This window comes from Bradyrhizobium sp. CCBAU 21365 (assembly GCF_015291305.1).
Taxonomy (GTDB): domain Bacteria; phylum Pseudomonadota; class Alphaproteobacteria; order Rhizobiales; family Xanthobacteraceae; genus Bradyrhizobium; species Bradyrhizobium elkanii.
In genome coordinates, this window is record NZ_CP030036.1 from 4780483 (window position 1) to 4806694 (window position 26212).

Genomic DNA, 26212 nt, shown 5'->3' on the forward strand with positions numbered 1-26212 from the left:
GTTCCGCTTTTGTTGTGCGGGAGGTGTGGATGCCTTGGAAAGCGGGTTCGGTGATGGAAGAGCGCCTTCGCTTTGTCGCCCGTCTGCGGGACGGGGAGGCCATGACGGACGTCTGCCGGGAATGATGCTGTGCTCCACCGTGTCCTACGAGTTGTTCGGCGGTGGTCCAGCAGGTGACCCGTAGGCATCGTGATCAGCGATTACGCTGCAGCTTCCGTCCTCTCGGAAGAACAGGCCACTGCCCGCGACTTCGTTCCACCAACCCCGGCCAGTCCGAGATCGACGCATACTCACCACGCCAAAGCGCCACGCGCTCATATCACCTTGGAATGGTTGCTCGGAGAACAAATCTTGATATCCCGGCACCGGCCAGGTGTGATCCAGCACGTCCCACTCCGTGAGATTGCCTTCAAGCCAGGCATCGAAATGATCCCTGATTTTCGTTCCCGGAGGATTCGGAAACAGAGCATTGATGTAGGCTGTTCCGTCCGCATCCAACCTCGTGGGAAGAGCCTCGACGACCCTCCGCAGAAGCTCAGTGCCTTCTATTCCACCGCTCCAAAAATTATCGCTCGCCTTGGCGGCAGTGTCCGGTGCGTAAGGAGGATTACATACCAGCAGATCACATGTCCCGTCGATCGAATCGAAGAGATCGCTTGTAACAAAATCGATGTTGCTCTTTTCGTTTAGCGCTGCATTGAAGTTGGAGAATGCGATGGCGCGTGGACTGACGTCTGCGCCCACGACTGTCGCAGAATGGTCGCTTGCCAGAATAGCGTGCACTCCGGAGCCGGTTCCGAGATCAATGGCGCGCCTGCGAGGGATCCTCTTCACAAAGCCGCCCAGCATAAAGCTCTCTCCCCACAACCACATGACTTGATTGGTTGCGGTGTTCTTCTCGGCTTGATCGGTGACCAGGTATTTCCCATAGCATGGGAACAAACAGAAGTTCGATTGCAACAAGTCGCCGTTTTTTTCAGCCAATCTCATTTCGAGCGCCGCATCGACAAAGAACGACGAAATCTGCTTCGCGATCACGTCTGCGCTCACCTGCTGGCCATCGATGAAGAGCGTAATGAGATTGTCGATCGGATCGTTCTTCCGAGGAGTCCAGGACATTCGCATTCTTTGCCAGAAATTGACGCCGAGGCGAGGAAGGACCTCAAGACGTTCGGCACAGCTTGCGAGGTCGTAACCGCAACTCCGGAGCTCCCTGACGAAGCGGCTCATGCGTTCACGCTGTGCCGGGATCATCGGCAGCGGAACTTCCCTGGAAACTGTCGGCAGGAGCGCTCTTGTCCCGTCCTCGCGCTCGATCGGCAGGGAGTCGGCCGGACCGCTCTTCAGCGTCTCCGTCTGCCGAAGCCACGCGAGCAGTTCTTGCTTTCGGTCGGCCAGTGTCGCGCGTAACTCTGCGTCAAGCGCGCCAGCGGGGGCGCTGCACTTAAGGCGGTCCCCTTCGACCCATACTCTGACGTTCCGGTCGCGGAGAACCGAAAGAAGCGTGGCCGTTTCCATTAGAGATCGTCCTCGGGTGTTTCGCCGTGGGATGGGCGCCCGACCTTGGAGGAGCCGGGCAGATGCTATCCCAAGCTTCTTTCGGCGCCTGGTCAATCATCCGCATGGCGAGAACGCCCGACGCCGTCCGCTTGAAATGCATGCGGGCGGCGCCGGCCTAGCCCGAGGAAGAAAGTGCAAATTCCCGATGGATAATGGGACGTGCGAAACGCCAAGGGCTCGTGGCTTTAGCTCCACTAGATGAGGTACTCCGAATGTATGGGACAGCCCAGGCGAACAGGTCTTTCCCAGACTGGAGCATCCGCGCGAACGTCCGCTCTCGTGGGCCGCCCCGGATCGGCTCGAGCTCCATCAAGCGTCGGGCGCTTTGCCTGCACCGCAAGCGGATCAACATCTCCACCATGCTGGCCGGCCAACAACTCGGCATCAAGGAAGTCGATGACGGTATTTGGCTCGCAAGCTTCATGCACGATGGTCTTGGATACTTCGACCTGGAGCAGAAAACCCTGCAACCTCTCGACAACCCGTTCGGCACGAGGTTGTCACCCATGTCTTAGGTACGACCTGTTACCCATGTCGCCGGGCTGGACAGTTCTGTGAATTTGGTGAGCGCGGAGGGACTCGAACCCTCGACCCCATGATTAAAAGCCGGGCGACAGCCTAGCAGTTTCAATCCCCATTCCGACATCTTCACGCTTCGTTCCGGCATTGATCGGAAAGGAGAATTTGGCCTTGTCGGAATGCAAATCACCAAGGTCGAGTGGGGTGACGGCGGTGACCGCCGCAGTGATCCCGTTCCCGCTTGCGCGGCGGCTGCACCTCATCCAACGGCAGGCCGAATACGCCCTTTGCCTTCGGCCCGAGAAGGCGGAACAGCATATCCAGCGCCAGCTCCAATGCCAGGCAGATGCCCTTGTCCGCCGCGGCGTCGCGCCCGACCTCATCCAGCGTGAGCTCGCCGGCATGGAAACCGCCATCCGGGCAGCCATGTGGCGCCTGACCTTCGACATGCCGGAGCAGGCATGAAGAAGCGGAAAAACAACACGATCTCGGGGCAGTTTTCAGCGCGCCTGATCGAAATGCAGGCATCGCCAGCTTACCGTGTTCTTAGCCTGGCCGCTCACCGGCTGATCAGCCGGATCGAGATCGAGCTGGCCAACCACGGCGGCAACGACAACGGCCGCTTGCCGGTGACGTTCGACGACTTTCAGGAATACGGCATTGACCGGCATTCCATTGCGCCGGCCATCAACGAGGCGGAGGCGCTGGGCTTCATCGAGGTCACCGAGCGGGGTCGACAGGGGCAGGCCAACCGACGCCGCCCCAATTACTTCCGGCTGACGTACAGGCCCCTCCCGACCGATCGGAAGGGCGACGGGACCCACGAATGGCGCCGGATAGCCGCTGGTCTCGAGGGCGAGGATGCCCTCGACGAAGCCCGCCGGATCGCCAAGCTGTCGAGGCAAAAAACAGATTCTCTGGTGGGGGAAATTACCCGGGACAGTGGGGATTCCCCACTGAAACAGGCCACGAACCGGGGAAAAACCCCACTACCGGAATCGGGGAAAAACCCCACTACTATCTATATCTCGGGTGAGGATACAGAACAGCCGCGCCGCGAAGCGCGCCCCCCACACGGCGCCGTAGCGAGCGGCGCGGCGGCACCCAGCAACGCGCCGACTCAGCGGGACGACATTCTCCACGCCACGATAGCAGCGCGGCTTGGCGGCGCGATCGGCTGGCAGATCCTGCAAAACCTCGAACCCGACCATCTCCGAAATCTGACGGCGCTGCAGGACCGCGGCGAATTGGGTGAGCCAGTTCTCGTGGAACTTCGGCTCGCGCACCTAAAGAGGAAAGCAGCATGAACATCGAAGCGGCCACGGCCTGTCAGGTGGAATGTCCGGTGGACAGCGCTAGCACCGCGCTAGCGACCGGCAAGCCGAACTTCCTCGCTACGGCGTACACCCACGTCGGCAACGGCTGGACGCGGTCGTTCCCATGGACGTGGTCGAGCACGAGGAGCGATTGCTACTCGACCGTCTACACCCGGTCGAAGGGTGACGGACAGCAGAAGGTCAGGGTTCACGTCAGCAAACTCTACATCCGGGATGCAACGGCCGCAGTCTTCGAGATCACGTCTCAATTGCACAAGGACGTTCAGACCAAGCGATCGACGCGCTTTCGTCGCTGGAAGCGTCGTTGATGGTCAGCAAGGTTGCCCAGTACTTTGACGAGATTATCGCTCTCGTCGGAAGCGGAATGTCGATCCCGAGGATACTGAAAGCAAACCCGCACTTTCCCTGCGTCCACACTTGGAAGTGTTACGTTTACGACAGTAGGTTTCCTGAGCGGAGAAAAAGGCTCGAGGAAGCTCAGGACAGCGGCTCTCAACTGGGTCGCTGTGCCAGATATGCTGATGAAATCATCGCCCTCGTTGCGGGCGGGAAGACCATAGGTCAGGCGCTCGCGTCGAATCCAAAATTTCCATGTAGGTCGAAATTCCGCATCTACATGCTCGCACACCCCGACCTGGAGCAACGTCTCGAGGAAGCAAAGCCGAACCGATCGAGGATCAGACCTTACTTCGACGAGGTCAAACGCCGCATAGATCGCGGAGAAACGATCGGCTCCGCAGTGGCAGCATTGCCTGTCGACATGACGCCGATCGTACTCAGTGCTTGGGTGAAGAAAGATCCTGAGCGGCTGCGTTGGTATGAAAGCCTGCGGGCTTGCCGGGCCGATCGGGCATCTGCAGTCAAGATCGCGCCGCTGGTTCGTAACGATCGGCGCGAACATCAGTTCAAGCGAACCCTGTTTTCTAACGATCTATACCGCAAGGTTGCGGCGGCAGTGCCGAATCGCCTCGACACATTCCGGGAAGACGTCATCACGGACGTTATCGTCGCGATCCTGTCTGGCAAATTGGACAAGGACGACATCACGGCGAAGGCGCTCAACAAGATCGCGAAGCCCTACTTCGACAAGGCGAGATTTGAAGGAAGATCACTCACTGCACCCGTTTTTCGCGGCGGCGAAGACACCATCCTCGATCACTACGACGCCGACGACAACTGGGGCACTTGAATGCGTACAGGTGAAATGGTTCGCGCTGAGAGCGGCGGACCTTTGATGAAAATCATCGATCAGTCTCATGGAGAAGCGCAGTGCGTATGGTTCGACAACCGCGGCACCGTTCACCGCCGCAGTTTCGACGTGGACAGCCTAGCGCCGCTTCGCCTCGTTGTAAGCCCGCGCAGCACATGGCCGGAGATCACGCAAATCGACGTCATCCAAATCGAGAAGGAACAACGAGATGTTGCGGCTAGCCGCAGGTCGGCACGGGCGGCTGCTCGCAAATCTCGGCGCAGCAACCGGATTAAGCGAGGTCGCAATGCGTGAGGGCGACGACAAGGTCGTCGGAGCAAAGGCGATCGCTTTTGAAATGGGCTGCTCAATTCGGACCGTTTACCGGCGGGCAGAGGAGCCGGATGCGCCGATCTACAAGCCGTGTGGACGATACTATGCGTTCAGGGCTGAGCTACGCGCGTGGGCCAGAAGGAAGCCTGACTGTCAGGTTTTGGCAGGTTTTGGCAGGTAATGTCAGATTTCAGAAATAGCGGTCCCGCGCGCTTCCGAACTACACCTGATGTAGGCGGAGAAGATAGCGCATTTGTTCGATCGTCTGAAACACATCCTGGGCTTCGGCCAGAAGTCCCTCTATGATCCTGCAAGCTGGCAGGCGCTAATTGATTTTGGCGCGCAGACCGCTGCGGGCATTCTCGTATCTCCGCGCCTTGCGGACCGGTGTCCGGCCGTTCACGCCGGCAAGCGTATCCGCTGCGAAACCCTCGCGACTCTTTCGCTGAAGCTCTACCGCCGCAATGGCGATGCCAGCGAAGAGGCCATCGACCACCCCCTGTACAGCCTCCTGCATGACCGTCCGAACGGATGGACGTCTGCGACTGAATTCATCACCGCGCTCGAGAACGACGTCATCGATCACGGCCACGGCTACGCCTTCGCCAATCGCGTCAACGGCAAGATCATTGAGCTGATCCGCCTCGACCCAACCTCCGTCGCTGTCACTTTCGATCTGATCACAATGGAGCCGACGTACCGCGTCACCGTGTCGGCCGGCCCGGCGCGCGAGTATAGCTGGCGCGACATACTGCACATCTCGTCCTGGAATAAGCGGTCCGCGGTCCGCGACTGCGCGGAGGCGATCGGTCTCGCGATTGCGCTGGAGCGGCATGCATCTAGGATCCTCGGCAACGGCGCGCGTCCCTCCGGTGTCATCAAGGCAAAGAGCAAGCTGACCGACGTCGCGTATGCCAGGCTCAAGAAGTCGTGGCGAAACGATCAGTCGGGAGAGTCGGCCGGCGGCACCGCCATCCTCGAGGACGGCGCCGAATTCGAGGCGCTGACGTTCTCGTCGGTCGACTTGCAGTTCCAAGAGATGCGCAACTTTCAGATCCTAGAGATCGGCCGCGCGCTCGGCATCCCGCCGACTTTGCTCTTCGAACTTGGAAGAGCAACTTGGGCGAACGCCGAGGAGATGGGGCAGGCTTTCCTGTCCTTCACCATGTTGGGGCGGTGCAAGCTCTGGGAAGGCGCGATCTCCCGGCTACTGACCGAGGAAGAGCAGAAGACCTATTACCCCGAATTCCTGACCGACACCCTGGTCCGGGCCGACCTGGCAGCCCGCTTTGAGGCCTTTGCCAAGGCCTGCGGTGGCCCGTGGATGGTCCCGGACGAGGTCCGGGCGATCGACAACCTGGGACCGATTGACGGCGGAGCGACCCTCCGGCCGCCGGCAAACGCCGTTGGCGTGACGCCGGACAGCAAACCAGCACCCAAGCCCAGCCTGCAGGTGGCCGCATGAATGGCCGGTTCGAGTTTAAGGCCGACCTCTCGGTCGACGACGCCGGAGTGATCAGCGGCATCGCCTGGCCCTTCGGAACGCCTGACCGGGTGGGGGACGAGATCGTCGCGGGTGCCTTCAAGTCGGCCAAGGCGCCGCTGCCGCTGCTCTTCGCGCATGATCCGACGCAGCCGCTCGGCGCATGGGATCAGCTCGAGGAGACTGCCAAGGGCCTGCAGGTCAAGGGTCGGCTGCTGGTCGACGACGTCGCCCGGGCCAAGGAAGTCCGCGCTCTGGTCAAGTCTGGCGCCGTCACCGGTCTGTCGATCGGCTTCATCACGAAATCCGCCAGTGCTCGCCGAGGAGGCGGGCGCGTCATCAAGTCCCTCGACCTGGTCGAGGTCTCATTGGTCACCGTGCCGGCGCACCCCGGCGCGCGCGTGACATCAGCGAAATCCGCGACGGCTCTGATTGCGCTGGCCGACGCGATTAACCGGGCCAGCGCAGCCCTCAAACTCAAGTAAGGCATCACATGCTTCACACGAACAAAAGCGCCATGCTGTCCGGCGCAATCGAACTGAAGGACGGTGACGAGGATCCGGCTGCGATCGTGCAGAAGGCGCTCGAAGACCTGACGAAATCGGTCGACGATCGCCTGAAGTCGGTCGAGGGCAAGACGATCAACGAAAAGAACCTGCAGGACCGCCTCGACAAGCTCGAAGCGAAAATGAACCGGCCGGGCGGCACCGCCGGCAGCGAGAATCCGGAGGCTGAGGTCGAGAAGAAGGCCTGGGATTCGTTTATCCGCCGCGGTCGGGAAGGGCTGTCTGCCGATGAAGCCAAATCGCTGCGCGTGTCGGACGACACTGCCGGCGGCTATCTGGCTCCGGACTCCTATCAGCAGGAACTGGACCGCAACATCGTCCTGTTTTCGCCCGTGCGCTCCGTCGCGCGCGTCATGTCGACCGGCTCGGGCGCTGTCCGTTGGCCCAAGCGTACCGGTGGCCTCACCTCGGCGTGGGTCGGCGAAACCGATGACCGTCCGGAAACCACCGTGACCTTCGGCGAGAACCGCTACGAGGTTCGCGAGATCGCCGCCTACGTCGACGTGTCGAACGCCATGCTCGAAGACTCGACCTTCGACATCGGCGCGCTGCTGGCCTTCGAGTTCGCCGAGGATATGGGCGCGAAGGAAGGCACTGCGTTCGTCAACGGTGCTTCGCAGTTGTCGCCGATCGGCTTCATGCAGGACAGCAGCCTGTCATATACGCCGGGCACCGACGCCAGCAACGTCAAGGCTGACGGTCTGATCGACCTGTATCACGCGCTCAAGTCGCCCTATCGGGCGAATGCGGTGTGGGGCATGAACAGCACCACCCTCGGCGCCATCCGAAAGTTGAAGGACACCGCGGGCAACTACCTGACCGCGATGCAGGGCATCAACAATGCCCCGGTGACCACGATCCTGGGCCGTCCCGTGGTCGAGATGCCCGACATGCCGGACATCAGCGGCAACGCCTATCCGATCATCTTCGGCGACTTCTCGCAGGGTTACCGGATCTTCGACCGCGTCGCGCTGTCGATCCTTCGCGACCCGTACAGCCAGGCCACGAAGGGGATGACTCGCTTCCACGGCCGGCGCCGTGTCGCTGGTGGCGTCGGCAAAGCCGAGGCCATCCGCAAGCTCAAAATCGCAACCTCCTAAGGATGACCGCAATGCGCGATCAGGCAAATAACATCCACCTCAAGACGGCGTTCGCGCCGGCCGCTGCTGTCACCGACAACACGGCCCAGGTCAGCGCCATCCTCGACGTGCTGGGCTACGGCTCGGCAACACTCGCTTTCGTCACCGGTACTCTGTCGGACGCGGATGCGACCTTCACGGTGCTGCTCGAGGAGAGCAACGACAGCGGCATGAGCGGCGCCGCTGCTGTGGCCGACAAAGACATGATCGGCACCGAGGCGCTGGCCGGCTTCACGTTCGCCGACGACGGTGAGGTCCGAAAGCTCGGCTATATTGGATCGAAGCGGTACATCCGCGCCACCATCACGCCGTCTGGCAACACGGGCAACCTGTTCCTGGCTGGCATGTGGGTGCTCGGCAAGCCGTCCAGCGTGCCGACCGCGAACCCGCCGCAGTAACGAATGCCCCTGTCTCGGCAGGGGCTAGGGGTGCGGTGAAGCTCAAGTCTTCCCCGCCGGTTTGACGTCGAACAACGCCGCACCCCGTCCATTCGGAACGAGATTTAAATGATCACGGTCACCGTTGCTGCCTCTGACGTCAACCTGACCCGCCTCGATACCGTCAAGGCGGAATTGGGCATTGGCGACCGTGGCTCTGACGACAAGCTGAAGAAGCTGATCAGTCAGGCAAGCGGTATCGTGGCTTCCTACTGCAACAGGGTGTTCGCCCTGGAGACGGTCCAGGAGACGTTTCGCGTTCGCTGCGGCACGCATGGCCTGACCACTGGCCGCTATCCGATCGCTGAAATTACCTCGGTCTCCGAGAACGACGCCGATTTATCCGCCGACGACTTCGAGGCTGACCTCGAGGCTGGAATCATCGAACGCCTGCGCTCTGGCTGCGTCGTGAGATGGCCTCAGGGCAAGGTCACTGTCGTCTACAGCGCGGGCTACAATCTTCCGGCCGACGTCCCCGAACCCGTCGAGCGGGCCACAATCGAGCTCGTCAAGCAATTCTACACCTCCGGCGACCGGGACCCGCTCGTCCGCAGCGAGACCGTCGAGGGCGCAGGCAGCACGGACTACTTCGCGCCGCCCACCGGCGGATTCACGCCCGATGTCGAGGCGCTGCTCGAACCCTTCAGGAAACTCTCGAATGCTTAATCCCGGTGACTACACCCTTGCCGCGCTTGGCATCACCACTGCTCTGACCGGGCAGGCACAGACATCAATATCTCAACTTGAGGGTTTGATTGCTGCCACGGTTGAGGTTCAATTCGCCTATGGTTCGGGCGGGACAAGCTGCAAGGTCTGGATTCAGACCACGCTCGACGCCGGTCAGACCTGGCTGGATATCGCGTGCTTTGCATTCACCACGTCGAGCAGCACCAAGGTCATCAACATCTCCGGTCTGACCCCGGTAACCACCGCGATCGTCCCCACTGACGGCTCAATGTCGGACAACACAGTGCAGGACGGCGTTCTTGGCTCTGCACTTCGCGCCAAGATCACGACCGTGGGCACGTATGCCGGCAGCACCTCGCTCAGCGTGAGGGCCAGCGTTCGCTAATGAACCGGCTGCTGTCACAACTGAACCGGTGGCTGGATAAGCGCGGCGAGCCTGTCTGGCTGCAGCGCACCACCTCAGGCACCAGCGTTCGGGCTGACGTGCCGGCCATCGTGCGCGCGCTTACCGCGGAACAGTTGATCGGCAACATCACGCAACAAAGCCTCTTCATCATCGTCTCACCGACGCATCTCTTCGACCGCAAGCAGTGGCCTGGTGGCTTCGCTCCACCGGCACAGACCGCCGGCATCATCGCGCCTACCGACCCGCGCTTTCCACGGACCAGCGATGTCATCTTCGTCCGAGGCCCCCAGCGGACGCTGACAAACGTCAAGCCAGTCTTCGACCGCGGCGAGTGCATCCGCATCGAACTGAGCTGCACGGGGTAGGCGCCATGCCAATGCGAGCACCCCGCATCTGCACATGTGGCCGGCGCGTTGGCGGCGGTGCTCAGTGCGTCTGTCAGCAGGTGCGCAAGGCTGAGGCAGACAAGCGCAGGCCATCAGCCCGCGCCCGTGGCTACACCAGCAAGTGGGAGCGTGAAAGCAAGGCCTTCCTGGCTCGTCCGGAGAACCAGCGCTGCGCCTGCGGCTGCGGCCGACTGGCCGACATGGTGGACCATAGGGTCCCCCACCGTGGTGATCAGCGCCTGTTCTGGAGCCGCAGCAACTGGCAGCCGATGGCGTCGTCTCCCTGCCACTCGAGCCGCAAGCAATCCCAGGAAAGACAGGCCGACCGCGCGACCGCGATGGGGCCCCGGGGGGCGTCGCAGACTTCCCGTGGGGGCCTTGGGACCGGTTCCGGGGTCGGATTTTCAGCCATGCGGGATACGAAAACGGAAATCGCGCCATGAGCAGGCCAGGACCAAAGGGAAAGCCGCCTGAGCTGAAGGTCATTTCGGGCACAGATCAGCCCGTCCGAAGGCGGGAGAGGGTGGTATGCGTTCTCGACGGGAACGCATCTAAGCCCACTTGGCTCAAAGGTCGAGCGGCCAAGCTGTGGGCGGAGAAGGTCGCGACATACGCCGAGCGCGGGCAGTCCGTGACGGGGTGCGAGAGCGCATTGGCCCAGTATTGCTCGCTCGAAGCATCGCTGATCGAGCAGTTCGTGAAGAAACTCACGCCGCCGACGAGCCAGCTCACGGCCTACCGCGCCTATGCCGCGGAGTTTTTCGACACGCCGGCATCGCAGATCGGATCACCGAAACAGCCCAAGGCGGGCAAGTTCGCCGGCAACGGGCAGCCTCCGCCCGAAACCTCCTCCGTGTCGGAGGTTTCGCCTGGTGACCGGAATGCGTGACTATCCTGGCATCGCCGAGCAATATTGCCGTGACGTGCTCGCCGGGACGATCGTGGCGGGCAAGTGGACGCGTCTTGCCTGCCGCCGACATCTCCGCGACCTGGAGCGCGAGGGCGACGCCGGCTTCGGCTACCAATTCAGTGCGTGGCATGCGTCGGACGTCTGCGACTTCATCGAGAAGCTGCCCCATGTCGAGGGTAAGTGGGCATCCCCGACGATCGCGCTTGAGCCGTGGCAGGTCTGGCTCCTGGTGTGTGTGTTCGGATGGCGCCGGAAGTCGGACGGCGGCCGGCGCTTCGAGCAATCCTATGTCGAGGTTGCACGTAAGAACGCCAAGTCTGCGCTGACCTCGGGTGTGTCTCTGTATTGCCTGACATGTGACGGTGAGGTGGGACCCCAGATCAAGACTGCGGCCACTACTGGCGGCCAAGCTCGCATCGTGTTCGACGTCGCCAGCAAGATGGCGAAAGCAACGCCGGATCTCCGGGAAGCTTTCGGCCTCGAAGTGATGGCAAATTCGGTGGTCTGCCACCAGAACAATGGCAGCATCCAACCGATCAACGCCAAATCATCGACGCAGGACGGTCTAAACCCGCATCTGACGGTGGTCGACGAGCTCCACGCGCACAAAGACCGCTCGCTGTTCGACGTGCTCCGGTCTGCCACTGGTGCGCGGAAAAATCCGCTGATGTGGATGATCACGACTGCCGGCTATTCGACCATCGGCGTGTGTTACGAGCAACGGGATTATCTCTGCAAGGTCCTGGAGGGCGTCGTCGAGGACGACAGCTATTTCGGCGTCATCTATACGCTCGACGAGGGCGACAATCCTTTCGACGAGCGTGTATGGCCGAAGGCGAATCCTAATCTGAACGTCTCGGTCGACATCGCGAAGATGCAGGCCTACGCGCGGCAAGCCAAAAACTCTCCGGCTAGCGAGGGCGAATTCCGTACTAAGCGTCTCAATCTCTGGCAAAATTCACACTCGACCTGGCTGTCCATCGAGCAGTGGAAGGCCTGCGCCGAAAAGTCTCTCCAGCTAAAAGACTTTTCGGGCGAGTTGGCATGGATCGGCGTCGACCTGGCCGACACGAACGACGTCGCCGCGCTCGTGATCGTCTTTGAGCGCGACGGTGTGCATCATGCATTCGCGCGCTTCTATCTGCCCGAGGATTTGGTCGAGATCTGCGCCCACCGGACGACCACGCATTACAAGGTCTGGGCTGACCAAGGTTTCATCACCACGACCAGGGGCGATTTCATCGATCACAACGCGATCGAGCAGGACATCCGCGCGCTGTGTGAGTCCCACCAGGTCATGAGCATCCGCTTAGAGCACTATGGATCGGCGCAAATCGCCGCAAACCTGATGGAAGACGGTCTTCCGGTCGAGATCGTGCACAAGAAACCGGAGACTTATAGCGAGCCCGCGAAGCTGCTCGAGGCGTGGGTCGAGATCAGGAAATTCCGCTTCGACGGCAATCCCGTGCTGACGTGGATGGCGTCGAACTGTGTCGTAGATCGCCGCGTCAACGGCTCGATTCTTCCGAAGAAGGAGCACAAGGACAGCCCCAAGAAGATTGACGGCATCGACGCTCTAATCATGGCGATTGGAGCGTCGACGACGGGCGAGAACCGGTCAGCATATGATTCTGACGATAGAGCCGAGGGAATATTGCATGTCTGACAACGCGAAAACCAAGCCTGGATCAGCAGTTCCGGCAGCGAAAGCACTCGCCGAGGTTATGCTGGATACGAAATTGACAGCCCAACAAAAACTGCAGCGCCGCTTCGCGGTCCTCGCTGCTCTCATGGAGAAGAGAACTTGAGCGACAATTTTGATGTGACACCTGGCAGCGGCAAGACCGTTGCTACCGACGACGTCGGCGGCGTTCACTTTCAGCGCGTGAAAGGCGTTTGGGGCCCTGACGGCACGGCCAACGACATCGACACCGCGGCCGGAAAGCCGCTGCCGGTCCAGAGTCTACCCCAAACGTCCGGTGGACTGTCTCGGAGCCGAACCCTGATTCCGAACAACACCACAGCTATCGTGGTGAAGAGCGGCGCGGGGCAACTCTACAAGGTGAGGGCGACCAACAACTCAGCCACGATCGCGTATATCAAGATCTACGATGCAACGAGTGCGACGGCAGGCTCAGGAACGCCAGTCGACACGATCATGATCCCTGCGAGCACATCTGGTGCAGGCGTCGTCGACACGACCGATCTCGGTGTCGCCTTCTCAACTGGCATCACTTACATCGTGACGACCGGCATTGCCGACAATGACACGGGTGCGCCAGCGGCGAACGCCTACGTCGTAAGCTTTTATTACAAGTGAGGCGATAGATGACAATCGCAGAGTGTAGCAGCCCGGAATTTCGTCCAGTCGGAATGCCGATGAGGAATTTGTCTCCGTTCTTGCTCACCAATACCACCGACCTTGGTCTCGGCGGCACCAATGTCATGGCGTACATGATCGGCCAGATTTGGTGGGAGGGCGGCGGCGGGCCTCACACGGTCGATAATACATTGCTTTCTGCGATCGGCTGGTACAACGGCAACGGCACGTTCAACAATGCGGGCACATCGTTCAAGGTGGGGCTCGCTTCGGTGGACACGAGCAATGGGCCGAATGGCAGGCCGGTTAATTCCACGGGCACTCCAACTTTGGATGTCGCCGCGGTCTACACTGGCGGCGGCGGCGGAGTAACCAACAACGCCTGGAACGAAAGCGTTCCGACCACTGGTACCAAGACCATTGCCAACGGAGACCTGGTCGCGGTCTGCTTCTACATGGCCACGCGCGGTGGCTCGGATAATGTTCAAGTCAGGGGGATCAGCACTAACAACGCGTTCAACTCAGCGATGCCGCAGGTCGGCATCTACAATGCAGGCTTCTCCGGCCAGAACCTGTTTACGAACTGTGCTATCAGGGCCTCGGATGGCGCGCGCGGATATTTTATCGGCGGCCAGGTTTCGGCGGCCTCAAGCAGCCAAACTTGGAACAATACCTCTGGGACCAAGGAATACGGAAACATCATCCAGCTTCCATACGCATGCAAGGCTTATGGAGCAATTTATGTTGCGGGCGTCGGCGCTCCGTTCGATCTCGTCCTATACAGCGACCCATTCGGCACTCCAACTGCCCAAGCCTCGGTTTCCGTCGATGAGAACACGGTTTTCAGTAGCGGCACCACATCGAGCGCTGCCATGTTCACGACAGGGTTCGGATACTCGCTGGCAGCAAACACGCCATACGCGATAGCGATGAAGCCGACGTCAGCCGGCAACATGACCCTCCAATATTTTTCTTTTGGCGTCGCGGGGCACCAGACGTCAGTGCCATGCGGCGACAACGGATATGCCGTCAGTCGTAACACCGGAGCCTTCTCTGCGCAGAACTCTCAGAAGGATCGATTCTGGCTCGGCCTGCTGGTGGGTGGCGGAGATACCGGGGGCGGTGGCGGCGGCGCAATGATCGGCTGTTAGGATGAGCACATCGAGTGAGGCGCTAGCCGCCATACGCACGAGACTGGAGGCGGACGACGCCGGCATCAGCATTCCATTGCGATGGCATGGTGAGCCGAACGGGCCGCTACCTGATGACCCGGAGCCGTTCGGCTTCGTCCTCTTCAGCAACGAAGGGTCTGGCAACGGACCGATTGAATTCGGAGGAGGGCGCGGACGCAACCGATACAGGAACAATGCAACGGTCGAGGCCTACGTGTTCGTCCCCGCACAGTCCGGCTTGCCTGCCGCCCTCGATCTCGCTGAGACCATTGCCGCACGACTCCGCAGCTTCAGGGACGACACGGTCTCTTGCTTTTCGGCCGACGTTATCCCGATCGGCGCAGGGTCCAGCATCGCGCCGCCGGGCCTCGACAGCGACGTGTCGAACTTCGTCGCTGCTCTGGCGGAGGTCAGGGTTACGTTCGATCAGGTGGGATGAGACAACGGCGTCTATTTCTTCCGGGTCTCTTTCACCAGTTTTTGCACTTGGGTTCGAAGCAGCTTTTTTTGTGCGGCGTCGAGGTCCTGGCCAATGGCTTCGCGACCTAAGGGTAGCAGCCGTCTATCTAGTTCCGGAGGGAGTCCTCGATCGGTCTTCCAGTAAGCCTCGAGGCCCTCGATCTCTGTCTGTTCCAACGCACTCACAAACTCGGCTGCGATTCTTACAAGGTCGGCATCTTGAGCTGAACTGGCGTTTCCCGGCTGCTCCGCGCCGCTTGCCTTTTGCGGTTGCTTTGGCGCTGATTTCTGAACGGTTTGGACGGACTTCTCACGTAACGACAGAAACCGGCGAATTGTGTCCTGAGCCCATTCCTGCCTAGTGTCGGCTTCGTGCATTAGCTGCTGGGATTGATTTGCTCGAGCAGGGGAGATGCCAACCAAATGGATTCTTACGCCGTAGTTTTGGGCGATTTGCACACCGACCCGTACATCCTCGTCGCCAGAAAGCAAAACAGCATCGTGGATCGCCTTTTGGCGGGCTAGTTCGATCAGATCGGTGACAATGAGCGAATCGACGCCTTTTTGCTGGCCCGCACTGTTTATGAATCCCAGTCGAACCTTCACGTCGTTTAGGCTGGCCAGCAAGGCCTGATCGCCGGTGAGGCGGGCGCTACCGGCCGCACCATCGTACCAATAAATTCGGAGCAGGGAGCAGCCACTTGCGCATCCCAGTGCGGTGGATCTCAGCTGTTCGATTATCGCGGGTGCGTCTAACACCAAGTCGGCGCGTGCTTTTTTGCTACCCCCACTCAGCGCAATACTGCCCTGGGCGAATAGATAGCCCGCGTCAACGAACACAGCCACGCGATGCATGGCGCTCCCCCCAAAATAGCAAGGGCTCCCGCAGGAGCCCTTATATGCCGACGCAGCCTATTATATTAGCGGGCGCGCCGGAGTGATCGTTATAGCTATGGAGGTTTCTAATTTCAAGCGGTCGGGCAGCGATAGGTGTACCCTCCGATCTCTTTAAGCCCGTAGGGCCGATACCGTTCCGGTATCTCTTAAAGAGATCGGAGGGTACACCTGAAGCAGCGAAAAGTCAATAGCGAGCACCTGATTAACGTCAATCATTTCAATGACTTGGCGATGATTTTATTTTTGCCGCTTGCCTGCCGGGTTTCACGAGCGTTCAGCAGAAGGCCAATAGGCGCTGACGGTCTCCAAACCGGCGCGCTTAAAGTAATCATAGAAGTTCCCTGAGCCGATCACCGCGTCGATCAGCGCCCAAATCGTGTACTGGCGCTCCGGGATCTCCATGGTGCCGTAACGAGGCACGGGAAGGCCAGCCCGAGCGCCATCGACGAGAACACGCAACTTTCGCAGGACCGGGACGCCATTGTATCGGAAATCTACCCAACTCGAGCTTGCCTTTCGGTCGGCAAACTTGGTCGCCCACTCCTCTTGGAAATCTTCGACGTGCGGCAGTCCGAGCGCGATCGATATTCTTAGATCGGTCCGTAGGACAAGCAATGAGTGATGTTCTTCGATCTCGACCCATGGCACCGGACTTCTGCCACCACTGACCTGCTGAACATCTTGCGCGAACGTAGGGCGGTCGATGCTGGTCCATTCGCTCGGATCGCTGTTCTCGATCTTCGACAGCAACTCTTCGAGAGTCATGTCGGCGGCTCCTGTTGGTTGTTGGATAGCAGGCTCAAGCGAGCACAACGCAGCCTTTGCCGGCCGCCGCTATTCGCATCAAGTCCTCGGTCGACATGTGGGCTAGCCCTGTAAACGTTAGGCGAGAGCCCTTCGACGATGCCGCAGCGGCTATTTTCATCAAGGCCTCGACACCTCGCGGGGCTCCGTTTATCGAAAAGCCGCCTCCGGCCGCAGCAATTCTCATCAAGTCTTCGGTCGACCGAAAGTCGTGCGACATGCTTTCATCCTTGCGATGAGGGAAACGAAATACTCTCGCAACCTGAGCGGGCGCGCAAGGTTTGGGCTGGTATTAGCCGGCCTAATCCCCAATAGACGAGTGAAAGCCGCCTCAGAGGGGCTCGGCAACTTGCCGAGTTCGCGCGACCGGGGTGGGCTTTAGCCGTATTTACGCAGCAGCTCTGGCTCTTGCGGAGACGGCTCTGGGATAGGTCGCCCCATATCGGTAGCGGCCTCGATCCAGCACGTAATGGCGTCCTGCACGTTAGCGAAAGCTTCTTGGGGCGTTTCGCCATCTGAAATGCAGCCGGGAAGGTCCGGGACAAGCGCAGCGAATCCACTGCCGAGGTCAGGCGGTAGGGGGCGGATCAGGACCGGGTATTCTGACGGCTTGCTCATTTGAGCTTCCTGACGGCTTCGAGGAACGCTACCAATCGCTTGATATATACAGGCTTTATAGGCCTTTTGAAAGGAACCGTCTGTATGTGGTCAATGCGCCTATGTGATACCTTGTAATGGCTGCCACCCCCTCGGGGAGGGTCGCAATTAACACCATGCTCGGCGCAAACCCTTTCAACGTCTTTAATCGTCCAGTCCCCTTGCGGGTTCCGCTTCATTTGGTCGAGCAAATCGGCCATCAGCTGCTCATTTTTCCTTCGCCTTCAGGCCGATCTCGACCAGCCGGCGGATGGCCTCGGAGCGCGTGGGCTTGTTCGGCTGCTGCGCGGCCCATGCATCAAGGTTTGCCATGAACTCGTCTGAGAGGCGGAACGTGCGCGAGGGGTCCACACCTGTCGCCGGACGACCGGCGCCGGGACGTCTTCCGCCTGGCGTTTTCCGTATTGCACTTTTCACATTTAAGCAATACGCTATTCAAGCTTGAAAAACAAGCGGCCCGCCGACCGTGTTGGAAGCACGGCGACAGGCCTGGCCCAAATCATGAGGTAAGTCATGGCTCAGGTTGATTCTGAGAATAGCATAGCTATGCCCGGCGCTGCGGCGTCCGCTGACGCACTCTGCTTCAAGACCGATGTTTCCCCCGAAGAACTGTTCTTGGCGATCGGCCGCCTCCGGCGCGAAGCCCGGGACGAGGTCGATAGGCTCCTCAATTTTCTGGACAAGACCGACGACTACGTCAGTCGAGAGCTCGAGGACGACGGCGAGGAGAATGAGGAGGGGGGCGACGTCGAGCCCAGCTTGGGCAGCCTGGACCGGGCGCCCAACCAAGAGCGTTGGGCAAAGGGCGTGCATCCGTGGGACCAGGGTGACGTCGACCGAGAGCTAGACCGCAGCGACGACGAACCCAGCCTTGCGGCGACCGAGACCCATGTCTGCGTACCGCACCCGGTCATGAGGACTGACGACCCTATGGGCGGGAGGCGATACCGCGACTGCTCGGCGAGCCAAGAGTTCTGGGCTGCGTCCAGCACCGACGAGCGCGAGCACGACGACGACAACGGCGTTGGCGATATCGACGGCCTGCTGGAGCAGGTCGGCACGAGCTACGGCGGGGGAATGACATGAAAGAGCAGCCATGGCATCGGCGCCACGCCGTCCAGTTGGCTTGCCAGCTGCCAGAGGACCAAGAAGACGCGCTGCTGATTATCCGCGCCACTGAGCGGCTAATCGACTTCGTCGCGGAGCCGAGGTTGAGGCCAGCCCCGCCGATATCAGCCGTCGTACATCTGATCGAGCCCCGCGATCGAGCCTGACAAATCGCCCGCCGGGGTTATGCCCGGCGGGCCCTTCCATCGCCGTAGGTCGTCGGTCCGGAAGACCTATCGTCAACCGCCCATCCGCGCCACCTTGCGGTCCCCCGGTGGGGTTGGCAGATTCGGATCTGCGTCCGAGTCAGGGTGTCCGCCGTAAGACGTCAACCAGAATCCCGACACCCCACCGACAATTCACAATTCTGGTCAAGTAAACGACGCGTTTTGTTCTGGTAGCTAAACCATTGAATTCGCTACCGGTCGAAAATTACTGTGGGGATAATGTGGAGGGCCGAGATTTTCCCTTGGACCCTCATGGTAGTAGCCAGCATAAGTGACTGCGTTCCCGTTCGGTGTCGAACGGGCGGAGACAATCCCGACGATGGTTCGACCCGTCTCAAACCCAGTAGGTGCTTGGCCCCTAGAGATGCGCGCCGAAACGGCTGCAGCATTCGTGGACGAGCCAAGCGTCGATGCCTTCCTGAACAAGGTGGCGCTGGGCTTCTACTGTCAGCCCACGCGAGCCAAGGGGGCGCTGCCGAAATGGCATCGTCGGAAGCTTGAGCGCGATATCTCCAGGCGTCACGGACTCCGTGACGAGGGTCCCCCGGAGATCGTCGAGAACGCGGAGGACCTGATCGCCTGATGCGTCGGAAACCGCTTGGTTGGCCGGATCTGATGACGTCGAAGCGCCTGTCTACAGGCGCAATCGCATACTATTGGCAGCCGCCAACACGGGCACGGCGGGCAGGGTGCCCCGTCGCGCCGGAAGCGCTTGGCACCGACTACGGCGCCGCCAAGCGACGCTGCGACGATATTCTAAACCCGCATTACCAGACCTGGCTCAAGGGTGAGACGTCCGCGCTGATTGCGGGCGTCGACGTCGGCTCGTGGGATTGGATGGTTGGCGTTTACAAGAAGTCTCCGCGTTACACCGGGAGGCCAACCGAGACCCGGATATAGCGCGACGATCTGGGTCGGAAGAGCGCGGCGATCAGGATGGCGAGTCAGTGTCGCGGCGCGATGATGATCGCCGCGATGATTGTCGCGCGCAAGAGTTTTGTTTGCTTTGATTGTCGCGGAGCGTCAATCAAGCGAGCGTTTTTTGTGTCGCGTGCTCCGGTGGCCGCCCTGGACCACGCTTTCGCTCGAGGGCAGTCCGCCTGCGATAGCTCTCGACGTTCATCTCGACGATGGTGGCGTGGTGAACAAGGCGATCGATCGCCGCGAGGGTCATAGCTGGGTCCGGAAAGACCTTGTTCCATTCTCCAAAGGGCTGATTGGCGGTGATCAGCAAAGAGCGTCGCTCGTAGCGTGCGCTGATGAGCTCGAACAGCACACTGGTCTCGGCCTGGTCCTTGGTGACATAGGCAAGATCGTCAAGGATAACGAGATCGAAGCGATCGAGGCGGTTGATGGCACCCTCGAGGTTGAGTTCGCGGCGCGCCACCTGGAGCTTCTGCACGAGATCGGTGGTGCGGGTGAAGAGGACGCGCCATCCGTTCTCGATGAGAGCCAAGCCGATTGCTGCTGCCAAGTGACTCTTGCCGCCACCGGGCGGACCAAACAGCAGCAGATTGGCGCCCTTGTTCAACCAGCCGTCGCCGGCGGCGAGCGCGGTCATTTGCGCCTTGGAGATCATCGGTACGGCTTCGAAGTCGAAGCTGTCAAAGGTCTTTCCGGTGGGCAGCCGCGCCTCGACGAGATGGCGCTCGATGCGGCGACGGCTGCGTTCAGCGATCTCGTGCTCTGCAATGGTGGCGAGGAAGCGCGCCGCCGGCCAGCCTTCCTTATCGGACTGCTCGGCAAATTGCGGCCACAGCACCTTGATGGCGGGCAGCCGCAGCTCGTTGAGCAACAGATTGAGGCGCGCGGTGTCGACTACGTTGGTTGTGCTCATGCGGCACCTCCGATCTCGGCAGTACCGATGAGGCATTCATAGGTGGCGAGCGGTGCGAGGCGCACCACGACGTTCGGCATCTGGGCGGGATCCGGGGCGAAGTGAGTACGTAGCCGGTTGAGGTCGGGCAGCCGGCCGTCGTTCAGGTCGGCCGTGAGCTGATCGGCGAGTTCGGCCTCGCAACCGCGCTCATGGGCGAGTGCGAGGAGATCGACCATGATCCGGCAGGCCTTCTTGTCCGGTAAGCGTTTGCGCAAGACGTCGAAGGCTCGGCGGTAAGCTTCCCGGGGGAACAGCTGGTCGCGGTAGACCAGGTTGAGGAGCGCCATCGGCTTGCGCCGCAAGGAATGGATCACGTGCCGATAATCGACGACCTGATCGTGCTTGCCATTGGGATGCGGCCGCCCGCGCGGCAAGGTGAGGAGATGCGTGCCGCCGACAAACACGTCGAGGTGATCGTCATACAGGCGCACCCGCAGCCGATGGCCGATCAAGCGCGACGGCACCGTGTAGAACACCTTGCGCAAGGTGAAGCCGCCGGACGATGTCACGTGGACGATCACCTCTTCATAGTCCGACGTGCGGCGGTCCGGCAGATCCTGAAGTGCGGTACGTTCGCTGTCGATCCGCTTGGCGTTGCGGGCATTGCGGCGGCTGACGATCTCATCGATGAAGCCACGATAGGCAGCGAGATCGTCGAAGTCGGCGGTGCCACGCAGCAACAGCGCGTCGCCGACCGCCCGCTTGAGATGGCCATGCGAACTCTCGATCGCCCCGTTCTCGTGGGCGATGCCACGATTGTTGCGGGAGGGGCGCATGCCGTAATGGGCACAGAGGTCTTCGTATCGCCGCGTCAGATCGTCTTTGGCGTCGCGGTCGAGATTGCAAAAGGCGGCCGACAGGCTGTCGGTGCGATGCTCCCGTGGCGCTCCACCGAGTGACCACAAGGCATTCTGCAGGCCTTCGGCCAGAGCGATGAAGCTCTCACCGCCGAGCACGACATGGGCGTGCTCAAACCCGGAATAGGCCAGCCGGAAGTGATAGAGACGATGGTCGAGCGGCACGCCCGCGATCGTGACACCCAATTCGCCCATGTCGGTGAAGTCGGACAGGCCGCGCTGACCGGGTTCGTGGGTCTGCCGGAAGATGACCTCCTGCTCCTCGCCGTGGATCGCCCGCCAGGCCCGGATCCGGCGCTCCAGCGTGCGACGGATGCCGGCGCCGAGCTCAGGATGGCGTCGGAGCAACTCCTCGAAGATCGTGACCGGCCGCACACCGGGGGCGGCCTTCAGCATCGGCACGATCTCTGTCTCAAATACGCGGGCCAAGGGATCTGGCCGGCGACGGCCGCGAGGAGCCTTCTTCTGCGACGGAAGGCGTCGATCCTGCTCGATCCGGTAAGCGGTCGAGGTGCTGAACGACGCCTTGGCGGCGGCCACGGGCGGGCTATCGGTCTGACGGTACTTCATGTAGAGCCTCATTTGGTGATCGGTAATGTGTCGGCCTGGCACGCGAGTGATTCCTCTTGGCGGAAGAACCACTTGCATAACCAGCCGGCCGCGATCACCAGTCGGCGCGGTCCGCTGTGGATCGCGCCGACGCCGGGCTCGTAACTCCGGTCGGGCTACGCCCTCCCTGCGTCACGAGCCCGGCGTAGCCCTCTCATCATGGTCGACGCTCCACTTCCATCCTGTTCGCCGCGCGGCACCCGGAAGTCCTACGACCGAATGCTGAACTTTATCTCGTCGGTGCCGCTGACGGACGGTCGCAGGTTTGGGCAACTATCCCTTAAGTCAATCTCGCCGGCCGCGGCAGACCGCTTGTACGAGAAGCTGAAAGTTAGCCCACGCGGCGGCGAACGTCCTCGGACGGCGTTACTGGCTATGCGGGTAGCCCAGCGCGCATGGAACGTAGCCTATCGTGCCGAGTCGAAGCTCGTGCCTGAGAAGAACCCGTTCCAGAAGATGGATATCGAGTACAGAGCGAAGCCGACGAAGATCTTCTCATACGAGAACTTGCAGGCGTTCGTGGCAAAGGCTGACGAACTCGGAGAGCGCTCGATTGGCACTGCAGCTCTAATCGCCTTCAATTGGCTTCAGCGCGAGGTCGACATCATCGGGCGGATAACATGGTCGCGATATCGGCCAGCCGACGCCCCGGAATTCGTCCGCATCATCCATTTCAAGACCGGCGCGGAATACGACGTTCCGCTGTACGACGCGGACGGCTCGCACCTCTGGCCAGACCTGACGCCTCGCCTCGACGCGGCCGACCGCCACGGGACGCTTATCGTCACCCGAGATCAGCCCGACCGCTTCAAGGGCGTGCACCTGCCGTGGCGGAAGCGGCACTTCCTGAGGCGCGTCGCGGCCATCCGGAAGGCCGCCGGCATCAGCCCCGACATCAAGTTCATGGGCCTCCGCCACGGCGGCAACACGGAGGGCGCCGACGCGAACTTGTCGGACGCCCAGTTGCGCGCCCTGAGCGGCCACAAGTCACAGGCGGCGCTGCTCAGATACGCGCAGACGTCGGTAAACCAACGTCGGGACGGTGCCCGTAAGCGCCGGGATTCCAGAACGAAAGCGGGCAATTTGTCGGAATGAGCGCGTGACAGAATGTCGGAATGACGTTCGATATGCCGCTAAGTGATTGATTTTATGGTGAGCGCGGAGGGACTCGAACCCTCGACCCCATGATTAAAAGTCACGTGCTCTACCGCCTGAGCTACGCGCTCACTCACCTGAACAGCGGATCCGGACGTCAGCGGGTGTTAACCCGCATCTCGGGATCGTGCTCCAGTCCGCGCTGTGTAGGGGGCAGGGCCCATCGGGTCAATAGCCGAGAGGCGCTCAATTGTGCGCCGGCGCGCCGGATTTGCCGTTCCGGCGCCTGCGGTTAGGGCCGTTTCTTGAAGTCGGCTAAATCCGCCGCTAGTTGTCGCGGCGGATTTCCGAGCCGACCGGCTGCGACGGGGCGGCGACCGAGGGCAGGCTGACCGGGCGCAACCCGATCAGTTCCGCGGTCCGGATCGCGCTGTTGCGCCAGAATGCGAACTCGTTGATCCGCGAATTTTCCAGGATCGCGATGGAGACCGCCGCCAGGAATGGCAGGCTCTGCAGCACCAGGACGCCGGCAAAGATGTAGATCTCGCGCACCTGCTTGTAGCCGTTGGTGACGACCAGCACGACGGCGCCGATCAGCAGCAGCACGCCGATCACGGCTTCCCAGAACGCCTGGAACTCGATCGACATCCGCGACAGGCCGCCCTTGGAGGTGCGGGCGAACGCAAGATGCTCGGTGATCAGGCCCTGCGCCACCGCGCGCGACACCGTCCACTGCACGCTCATCGCCGCGATCATGGCTCCTAACATCTGCCCGGCCTTGATGTTCACGCGCAGCCGGTAGAGCGCGACGAAATGCACCAGCGAGACGATGAAGGAGGCGATGATCGGCAGCGTCAGAATCTTGTCGGGGATCGCGATGTCGGCGAAGGCGACGATCGGCACCCAGATCAAATTGAGGATCGCCACCACGACGCCGAGGCTTTCAGCGCCGAGCCAGTTGAGCCAGCCCAGCGAGAACTCACGGCGCTGATCGGGCGTCAGTCGGCTGGCGCCGGGCAGGAAGCGCCGCCAGTGCTTCTTGACGATCTGGAAGCCGCCATAGGCCCAGCGATGGCGCTGCTTCTTGAAGGCCTCATAGGTGTCGGGCAGCAGGCCTTCGCCGTAACGCACATTGGTGTAGTGCGTGAGCCAGCCCTGCTGCTGGATCGAGAGGCCGAGATCGGTATCCTCGCAGATCGTGTCAGAGGACCAGCCGCCGGCCTTGTCCATCGCGGCGCGGCGGATCAGGCACATCGTGCCGTGCACGATGATGGCGTTGAACTCGTTGCGCTGGACCATGCCGATGTCGAAGAACCCGGCATATTCTCCGTTCATGATGTAGTGCATCAGCGAGCGATCGCCGTCGCGATGCTCCTGCGGCGCCTGCACCAGGCCGACGCGCGGATCGGCGAACGCCGGCACGAGATCCTTCAGCCAGTCCGGATGCACGACATAGTCGGCGTCGATGATGCCGATGATCTCGGCATCCGCCGCGGTGCGGTCCATCGCGATGCGCAGCGCGCCGGCCTTGAAGCCCTGCACCTTCTCGGCATTGATGAACTTGAAGCGCTCGCCGAGCAGCCGGCAGTGATCCTGGATCGGCCGCCAGAAGTCGGGGTCGGGCGTGTTGTTGATGATGCAGACGCACTCGAAGTTCGGATAGTCGAGCCGCGACACCGCATCGAGCGTCTGCTTCAGCATCTCGACCGGCTCGAAATAGGCCGGGATGTGGATCGAGACCTTCGGAAACTTCACGTTCTCGCCGATCGTGGCGGGCGCGAGCGCCGCGCTCTTGCCGATCAGCCGGCGCGGGCCGCGGCCGAACGCCACCGCCGCGATCTCTTCGATCCGGGCCATCGCGATCAGGACCAGCGGAACCAGCAGCACGAGGCCGAGGCTGAGCGCGAAGGCCGAGCCCCAGACGAAGTAGTGCGTCGTCCAGTACGAGAACACGGTCGCAACCCAGGCGCCGACGCCGTTGGCGGCCGCCGACAGCAGCAGCGCCTGCATCACGGTCGGCCGGTCCAGCCGCAGGATCGGCAGCGACATGAACAGCCCGACCAGCACGGCGACCAGCGCGATCTTCCAGTAGTTCGGATCGGTGACCGGACCGGTCCAGGCGAACTTCGGCTCGCGGTCGGCATTGAGGATGCCCCAGTAGGGTCCGACGCCGCCTTCGAAGAACTTCCAGGGCTGATCGATCGCCTCGACGATGTTGTAGTCCATGCCGATGGCTTCGGCGCGGGTGACGAAGTTGCGCAGCACGGTGGCCTGCTGGAACGGGCCGGGAACGGCGCTGCGCAGATTGTAGCCCTGGCTCGGCCAGCCGAATTCGGCGATCAGAATGCGTTTGCCGGGGAAGGAGTCGCGCAACAAATTGTAGCGGTCGACCGCCTGGTCCACCGCCTGCTTGTCGGTGAAGTTTTCCCAGTAGGGCAGCACGTGCGCGGCGACGAAGTCGGACGAGTTGGCGAGCTGCGGATGGTCGCGCCAGATGTTCCAGATTTCACCGGTGGTGACGGGAACGTTGACCGACTTCTTGACCCGCTGGATCACCTTGATCAGCCGGTGCACGTTGTTTTCGGCGACGGCCCACTTGATCGCTTCAGCGCGCTTGCTCAAGCCGCTGCTGCTGTTTTCATCCGGCTGCATTTCCGCGTCGTGAAGGCGCTGCGCTTCCTCGCGAAGGATGCGCTCGGACTCCTCGGGCGGCACGCCGATCTCCGGAACCGAGCCAAGGTTTTCGAGCGGCACCTGTTCGCCGCGGAACACGGTTTCGTTGCCGACCACGATGCCGATGACGTTGCTGTTGCGCTTGGCCAGGTTGATCGCGGCTTCGATCTCGCGGTTGTTGCGGTTGGCGTCCTTGTCGATCCACGCGCCAACCGTGACCTTCATGCCGAACTCGGCGGCGACCGGCGGCACCAGCTCGTTGCCTTCCGTCGACGAATAGAGGCGGACCGCTTTGGTGAGCGTGGACAGTTTTCGCAGGTCGGTGCGCACCTTCTCGGTGTCGGCGGCAACGTCGGCGACCGTATGACCCGACTCGAACGGGGCGTAGGACAGGCTCGGCAGCGTGCCACGGAAATCGGGCGCCGACTGCTTCTCCTGGAAGAGACCCCACAGGGCGGCGTGGGCGGCGGTGACAAGCAACAGGACGGCGACGACGGCGCGCAT

General features: G+C 61.4%; 28 protein-coding genes, 1 tRNA gene and 1 pseudogene. 22 read left to right on the top strand and 8 right to left on the bottom strand.

Annotation, left to right across the window (positions count from 1 at the left end; genetic code table 11):
• Positions 1-144 precede the first annotated feature (144 nt).
• A complete protein-coding gene (locus XI02_RS21905; RefSeq protein WP_172648000.1) occupies positions 145-1518 on the bottom strand; it encodes a methyltransferase in 1374 nt (457 codons plus the stop codon).
• Positions 1519-1883: 365 nt separating this feature from the next.
• Between XI02_RS21905 and XI02_RS46415 the strand changes: the two are divergent.
• The 19 genes and pseudogenes from XI02_RS46415 to XI02_RS22000 form a co-directional block, all read left to right on the top strand.
• Positions 1884-2075: pseudogene (locus XI02_RS46415) on the top strand (hypothetical protein); the annotation flags it as partial.
• Positions 2076-2292: 217 nt separating this feature from the next.
• Positions 2293-2544 carry a DUF6074 family protein gene (locus XI02_RS21915; RefSeq protein ID WP_194483128.1) on the top strand — a complete coding sequence of 84 codons (252 nt, stop codon included), beginning with the start codon at positions 2293-2295 and terminating at the stop codon, positions 2542-2544.
• Entirely contained in the window at positions 2541-3386 is an 846-nt protein-coding gene (locus tag XI02_RS21920; protein ID WP_194483129.1) for a hypothetical protein, read from the top strand. Before XI02_RS21915 ends, XI02_RS21920 begins: the two co-directional genes overlap by 4 nt.
• A complete protein-coding gene (locus tag XI02_RS21925; protein WP_194483130.1) occupies positions 3383-3724 on the top strand; it encodes a hypothetical protein in 342 nt (113 codons plus the stop codon). Before XI02_RS21920 ends, XI02_RS21925 begins: the two co-directional genes overlap by 4 nt.
• The gene (locus XI02_RS21930) at positions 3724-4605 is read left to right on the top strand and encodes a hypothetical protein (RefSeq protein WP_194483131.1); all 882 of its coding nucleotides are present in this window, start codon (positions 3724-3726) and stop codon (positions 4603-4605) included. The genes XI02_RS21925 and XI02_RS21930 overlap by 1 nt, the downstream gene beginning before the upstream one ends.
• Positions 4606-4650: 45 nt before the next feature.
• Positions 4651-4920 carry a hypothetical protein gene (locus tag XI02_RS21935; protein ID WP_246783594.1) on the top strand — a complete coding sequence of 90 codons (270 nt, stop codon included), beginning with the start codon at positions 4651-4653 and terminating at the stop codon, positions 4918-4920.
• A gap of 271 nt (positions 4921-5191) precedes the next feature.
• Complete coding sequence (locus XI02_RS21940; protein WP_194483133.1) at positions 5192-6403, top strand: phage portal protein; 1212 nt, start codon at positions 5192-5194, stop codon at positions 6401-6403.
• Positions 6400-6906: an HK97 family phage prohead protease gene (locus tag XI02_RS21945; protein ID WP_194483134.1), complete on the top strand. Its 507-nt coding sequence runs from the start codon at positions 6400-6402 to the stop codon at positions 6904-6906. The genes XI02_RS21940 and XI02_RS21945 overlap by 4 nt, the downstream gene beginning before the upstream one ends.
• Positions 6907-6914: 8 nt before the next feature.
• Positions 6915-8087, top strand: a complete 1173-nt coding sequence (locus XI02_RS21950) for a phage major capsid protein (RefSeq protein ID WP_194483135.1) — start codon at positions 6915-6917, stop codon at positions 8085-8087.
• Between the two features lie 11 nt (positions 8088-8098).
• Positions 8099-8524: a hypothetical protein gene (locus XI02_RS21955; RefSeq protein ID WP_194483136.1), complete on the top strand. Its 426-nt coding sequence runs from the start codon at positions 8099-8101 to the stop codon at positions 8522-8524.
• A 108-nt stretch (positions 8525-8632) separates the two neighbouring features.
• Positions 8633-9229 (top strand): hypothetical protein, encoded by a 597-nt coding sequence (locus tag XI02_RS21960; protein WP_194483137.1) that lies wholly within the window; start codon positions 8633-8635, stop codon positions 9227-9229.
• Positions 9222-9635, top strand: a complete 414-nt coding sequence (locus XI02_RS21965; RefSeq protein WP_194483138.1) for a hypothetical protein — start codon at positions 9222-9224, stop codon at positions 9633-9635. Before XI02_RS21960 ends, XI02_RS21965 begins: the two co-directional genes overlap by 8 nt.
• Positions 9635-10021, top strand: coding sequence for a hypothetical protein (locus XI02_RS21970; RefSeq protein WP_194483139.1), 387 nt, complete (start codon positions 9635-9637; stop codon positions 10019-10021). The genes XI02_RS21965 and XI02_RS21970 overlap by 1 nt, the downstream gene beginning before the upstream one ends.
• Positions 10022-10481: 460 nt before the next feature.
• On the top strand, positions 10482-10931 hold the full coding sequence (locus tag XI02_RS21975; protein ID WP_194483140.1) for a hypothetical protein: 450 nt from the start codon (positions 10482-10484) through the stop codon (positions 10929-10931).
• Positions 10924-12618: a terminase large subunit gene (locus XI02_RS21980; protein ID WP_194483141.1), complete on the top strand. Its 1695-nt coding sequence runs from the start codon at positions 10924-10926 to the stop codon at positions 12616-12618. The genes XI02_RS21975 and XI02_RS21980 overlap by 8 nt, the downstream gene beginning before the upstream one ends.
• A complete protein-coding gene (locus XI02_RS21985; protein WP_194483142.1) occupies positions 12611-12760 on the top strand; it encodes a hypothetical protein in 150 nt (49 codons plus the stop codon). Before XI02_RS21980 ends, XI02_RS21985 begins: the two co-directional genes overlap by 8 nt.
• Entirely contained in the window at positions 12757-13272 is a 516-nt protein-coding gene (locus tag XI02_RS21990; RefSeq protein WP_194483143.1) for a hypothetical protein, read from the top strand. Before XI02_RS21985 ends, XI02_RS21990 begins: the two co-directional genes overlap by 4 nt.
• Before the next feature lie 8 nt (positions 13273-13280).
• Positions 13281-14423, top strand: a complete 1143-nt coding sequence (locus tag XI02_RS21995) for a hypothetical protein (RefSeq protein WP_210339745.1) — start codon at positions 13281-13283, stop codon at positions 14421-14423.
• A gap of 1 nt (position 14424) precedes the next feature.
• The gene (locus XI02_RS22000) at positions 14425-14883 is read left to right on the top strand and encodes a hypothetical protein (RefSeq protein ID WP_194483145.1); all 459 of its coding nucleotides are present in this window, start codon (positions 14425-14427) and stop codon (positions 14881-14883) included.
• Positions 14884-14894: 11 nt separating this feature from the next.
• On the opposite strand, the gene XI02_RS22005 is transcribed toward XI02_RS22000, so the two are convergent.
• The 3 genes from XI02_RS22005 to XI02_RS22015 form a co-directional block, all read right to left on the bottom strand.
• Entirely contained in the window at positions 14895-15758 is an 864-nt protein-coding gene (locus XI02_RS22005) for an NYN domain-containing protein (RefSeq protein WP_194483146.1), read from the bottom strand.
• A 306-nt stretch (positions 15759-16064) separates the two neighbouring features.
• Positions 16065-16565 carry a hypothetical protein gene (locus XI02_RS22010; protein WP_194483147.1) on the bottom strand — a complete coding sequence of 167 codons (501 nt, stop codon included), beginning with the start codon at positions 16563-16565 and terminating at the stop codon, positions 16065-16067.
• A gap of 417 nt (positions 16566-16982) precedes the next feature.
• Positions 16983-17222 carry a type II toxin-antitoxin system HicB family antitoxin gene (locus tag XI02_RS22015; RefSeq protein ID WP_194483148.1) on the bottom strand — a complete coding sequence of 80 codons (240 nt, stop codon included), beginning with the start codon at positions 17220-17222 and terminating at the stop codon, positions 16983-16985.
• Between the two features lie 552 nt (positions 17223-17774).
• Between XI02_RS22015 and XI02_RS22020 the strand changes: the two genes are divergently transcribed.
• The gene (locus XI02_RS22020; protein WP_194483149.1) at positions 17775-18347 is read left to right on the top strand and encodes a hypothetical protein; all 573 of its coding nucleotides are present in this window, start codon (positions 17775-17777) and stop codon (positions 18345-18347) included.
• A 612-nt stretch (positions 18348-18959) separates the two neighbouring features.
• Complete coding sequence (locus XI02_RS22025; protein ID WP_194483150.1) at positions 18960-19178, top strand: hypothetical protein; 219 nt, start codon at positions 18960-18962, stop codon at positions 19176-19178.
• Positions 19179-19622: 444 nt separating this feature from the next.
• Here XI02_RS22025 and istB read toward each other — a convergent pair whose 3' ends face one another.
• Complete coding sequence (gene istB, locus XI02_RS22030) at positions 19623-20432, bottom strand: IS21-like element ISBj11 family helper ATPase IstB (RefSeq protein WP_016842034.1); 810 nt, start codon at positions 20430-20432, stop codon at positions 19623-19625.
• On the bottom strand, positions 20429-21979 hold the full coding sequence (gene istA / locus XI02_RS22035; protein ID WP_080586188.1) for an IS21-like element ISBj11 family transposase: 1551 nt from the start codon (positions 21977-21979) through the stop codon (positions 20429-20431). The genes istB and istA overlap by 4 nt, the downstream gene beginning before the upstream one ends.
• Before the next feature lie 180 nt (positions 21980-22159).
• Between istA and XI02_RS22040 the strand changes: the two genes are divergently transcribed.
• A complete protein-coding gene (locus tag XI02_RS22040) occupies positions 22160-23035 on the top strand; it encodes a tyrosine-type recombinase/integrase (protein ID WP_194483151.1) in 876 nt (291 codons plus the stop codon).
• A gap of 55 nt (positions 23036-23090) precedes the next feature.
• On the opposite strand, the gene XI02_RS22045 is transcribed toward XI02_RS22040, so the two are convergent.
• Together XI02_RS22045 and XI02_RS22050 are read right to left on the bottom strand one after the other, a co-directional pair.
• Positions 23091-23166: transfer RNA gene (locus tag XI02_RS22045), tRNA-Lys, on the bottom strand.
• 196 nt (positions 23167-23362) lie between these two features.
• Complete coding sequence (locus XI02_RS22050; RefSeq protein ID WP_172647999.1) at positions 23363-26212, bottom strand: glycosyltransferase; 2850 nt, start codon at positions 26210-26212, stop codon at positions 23363-23365.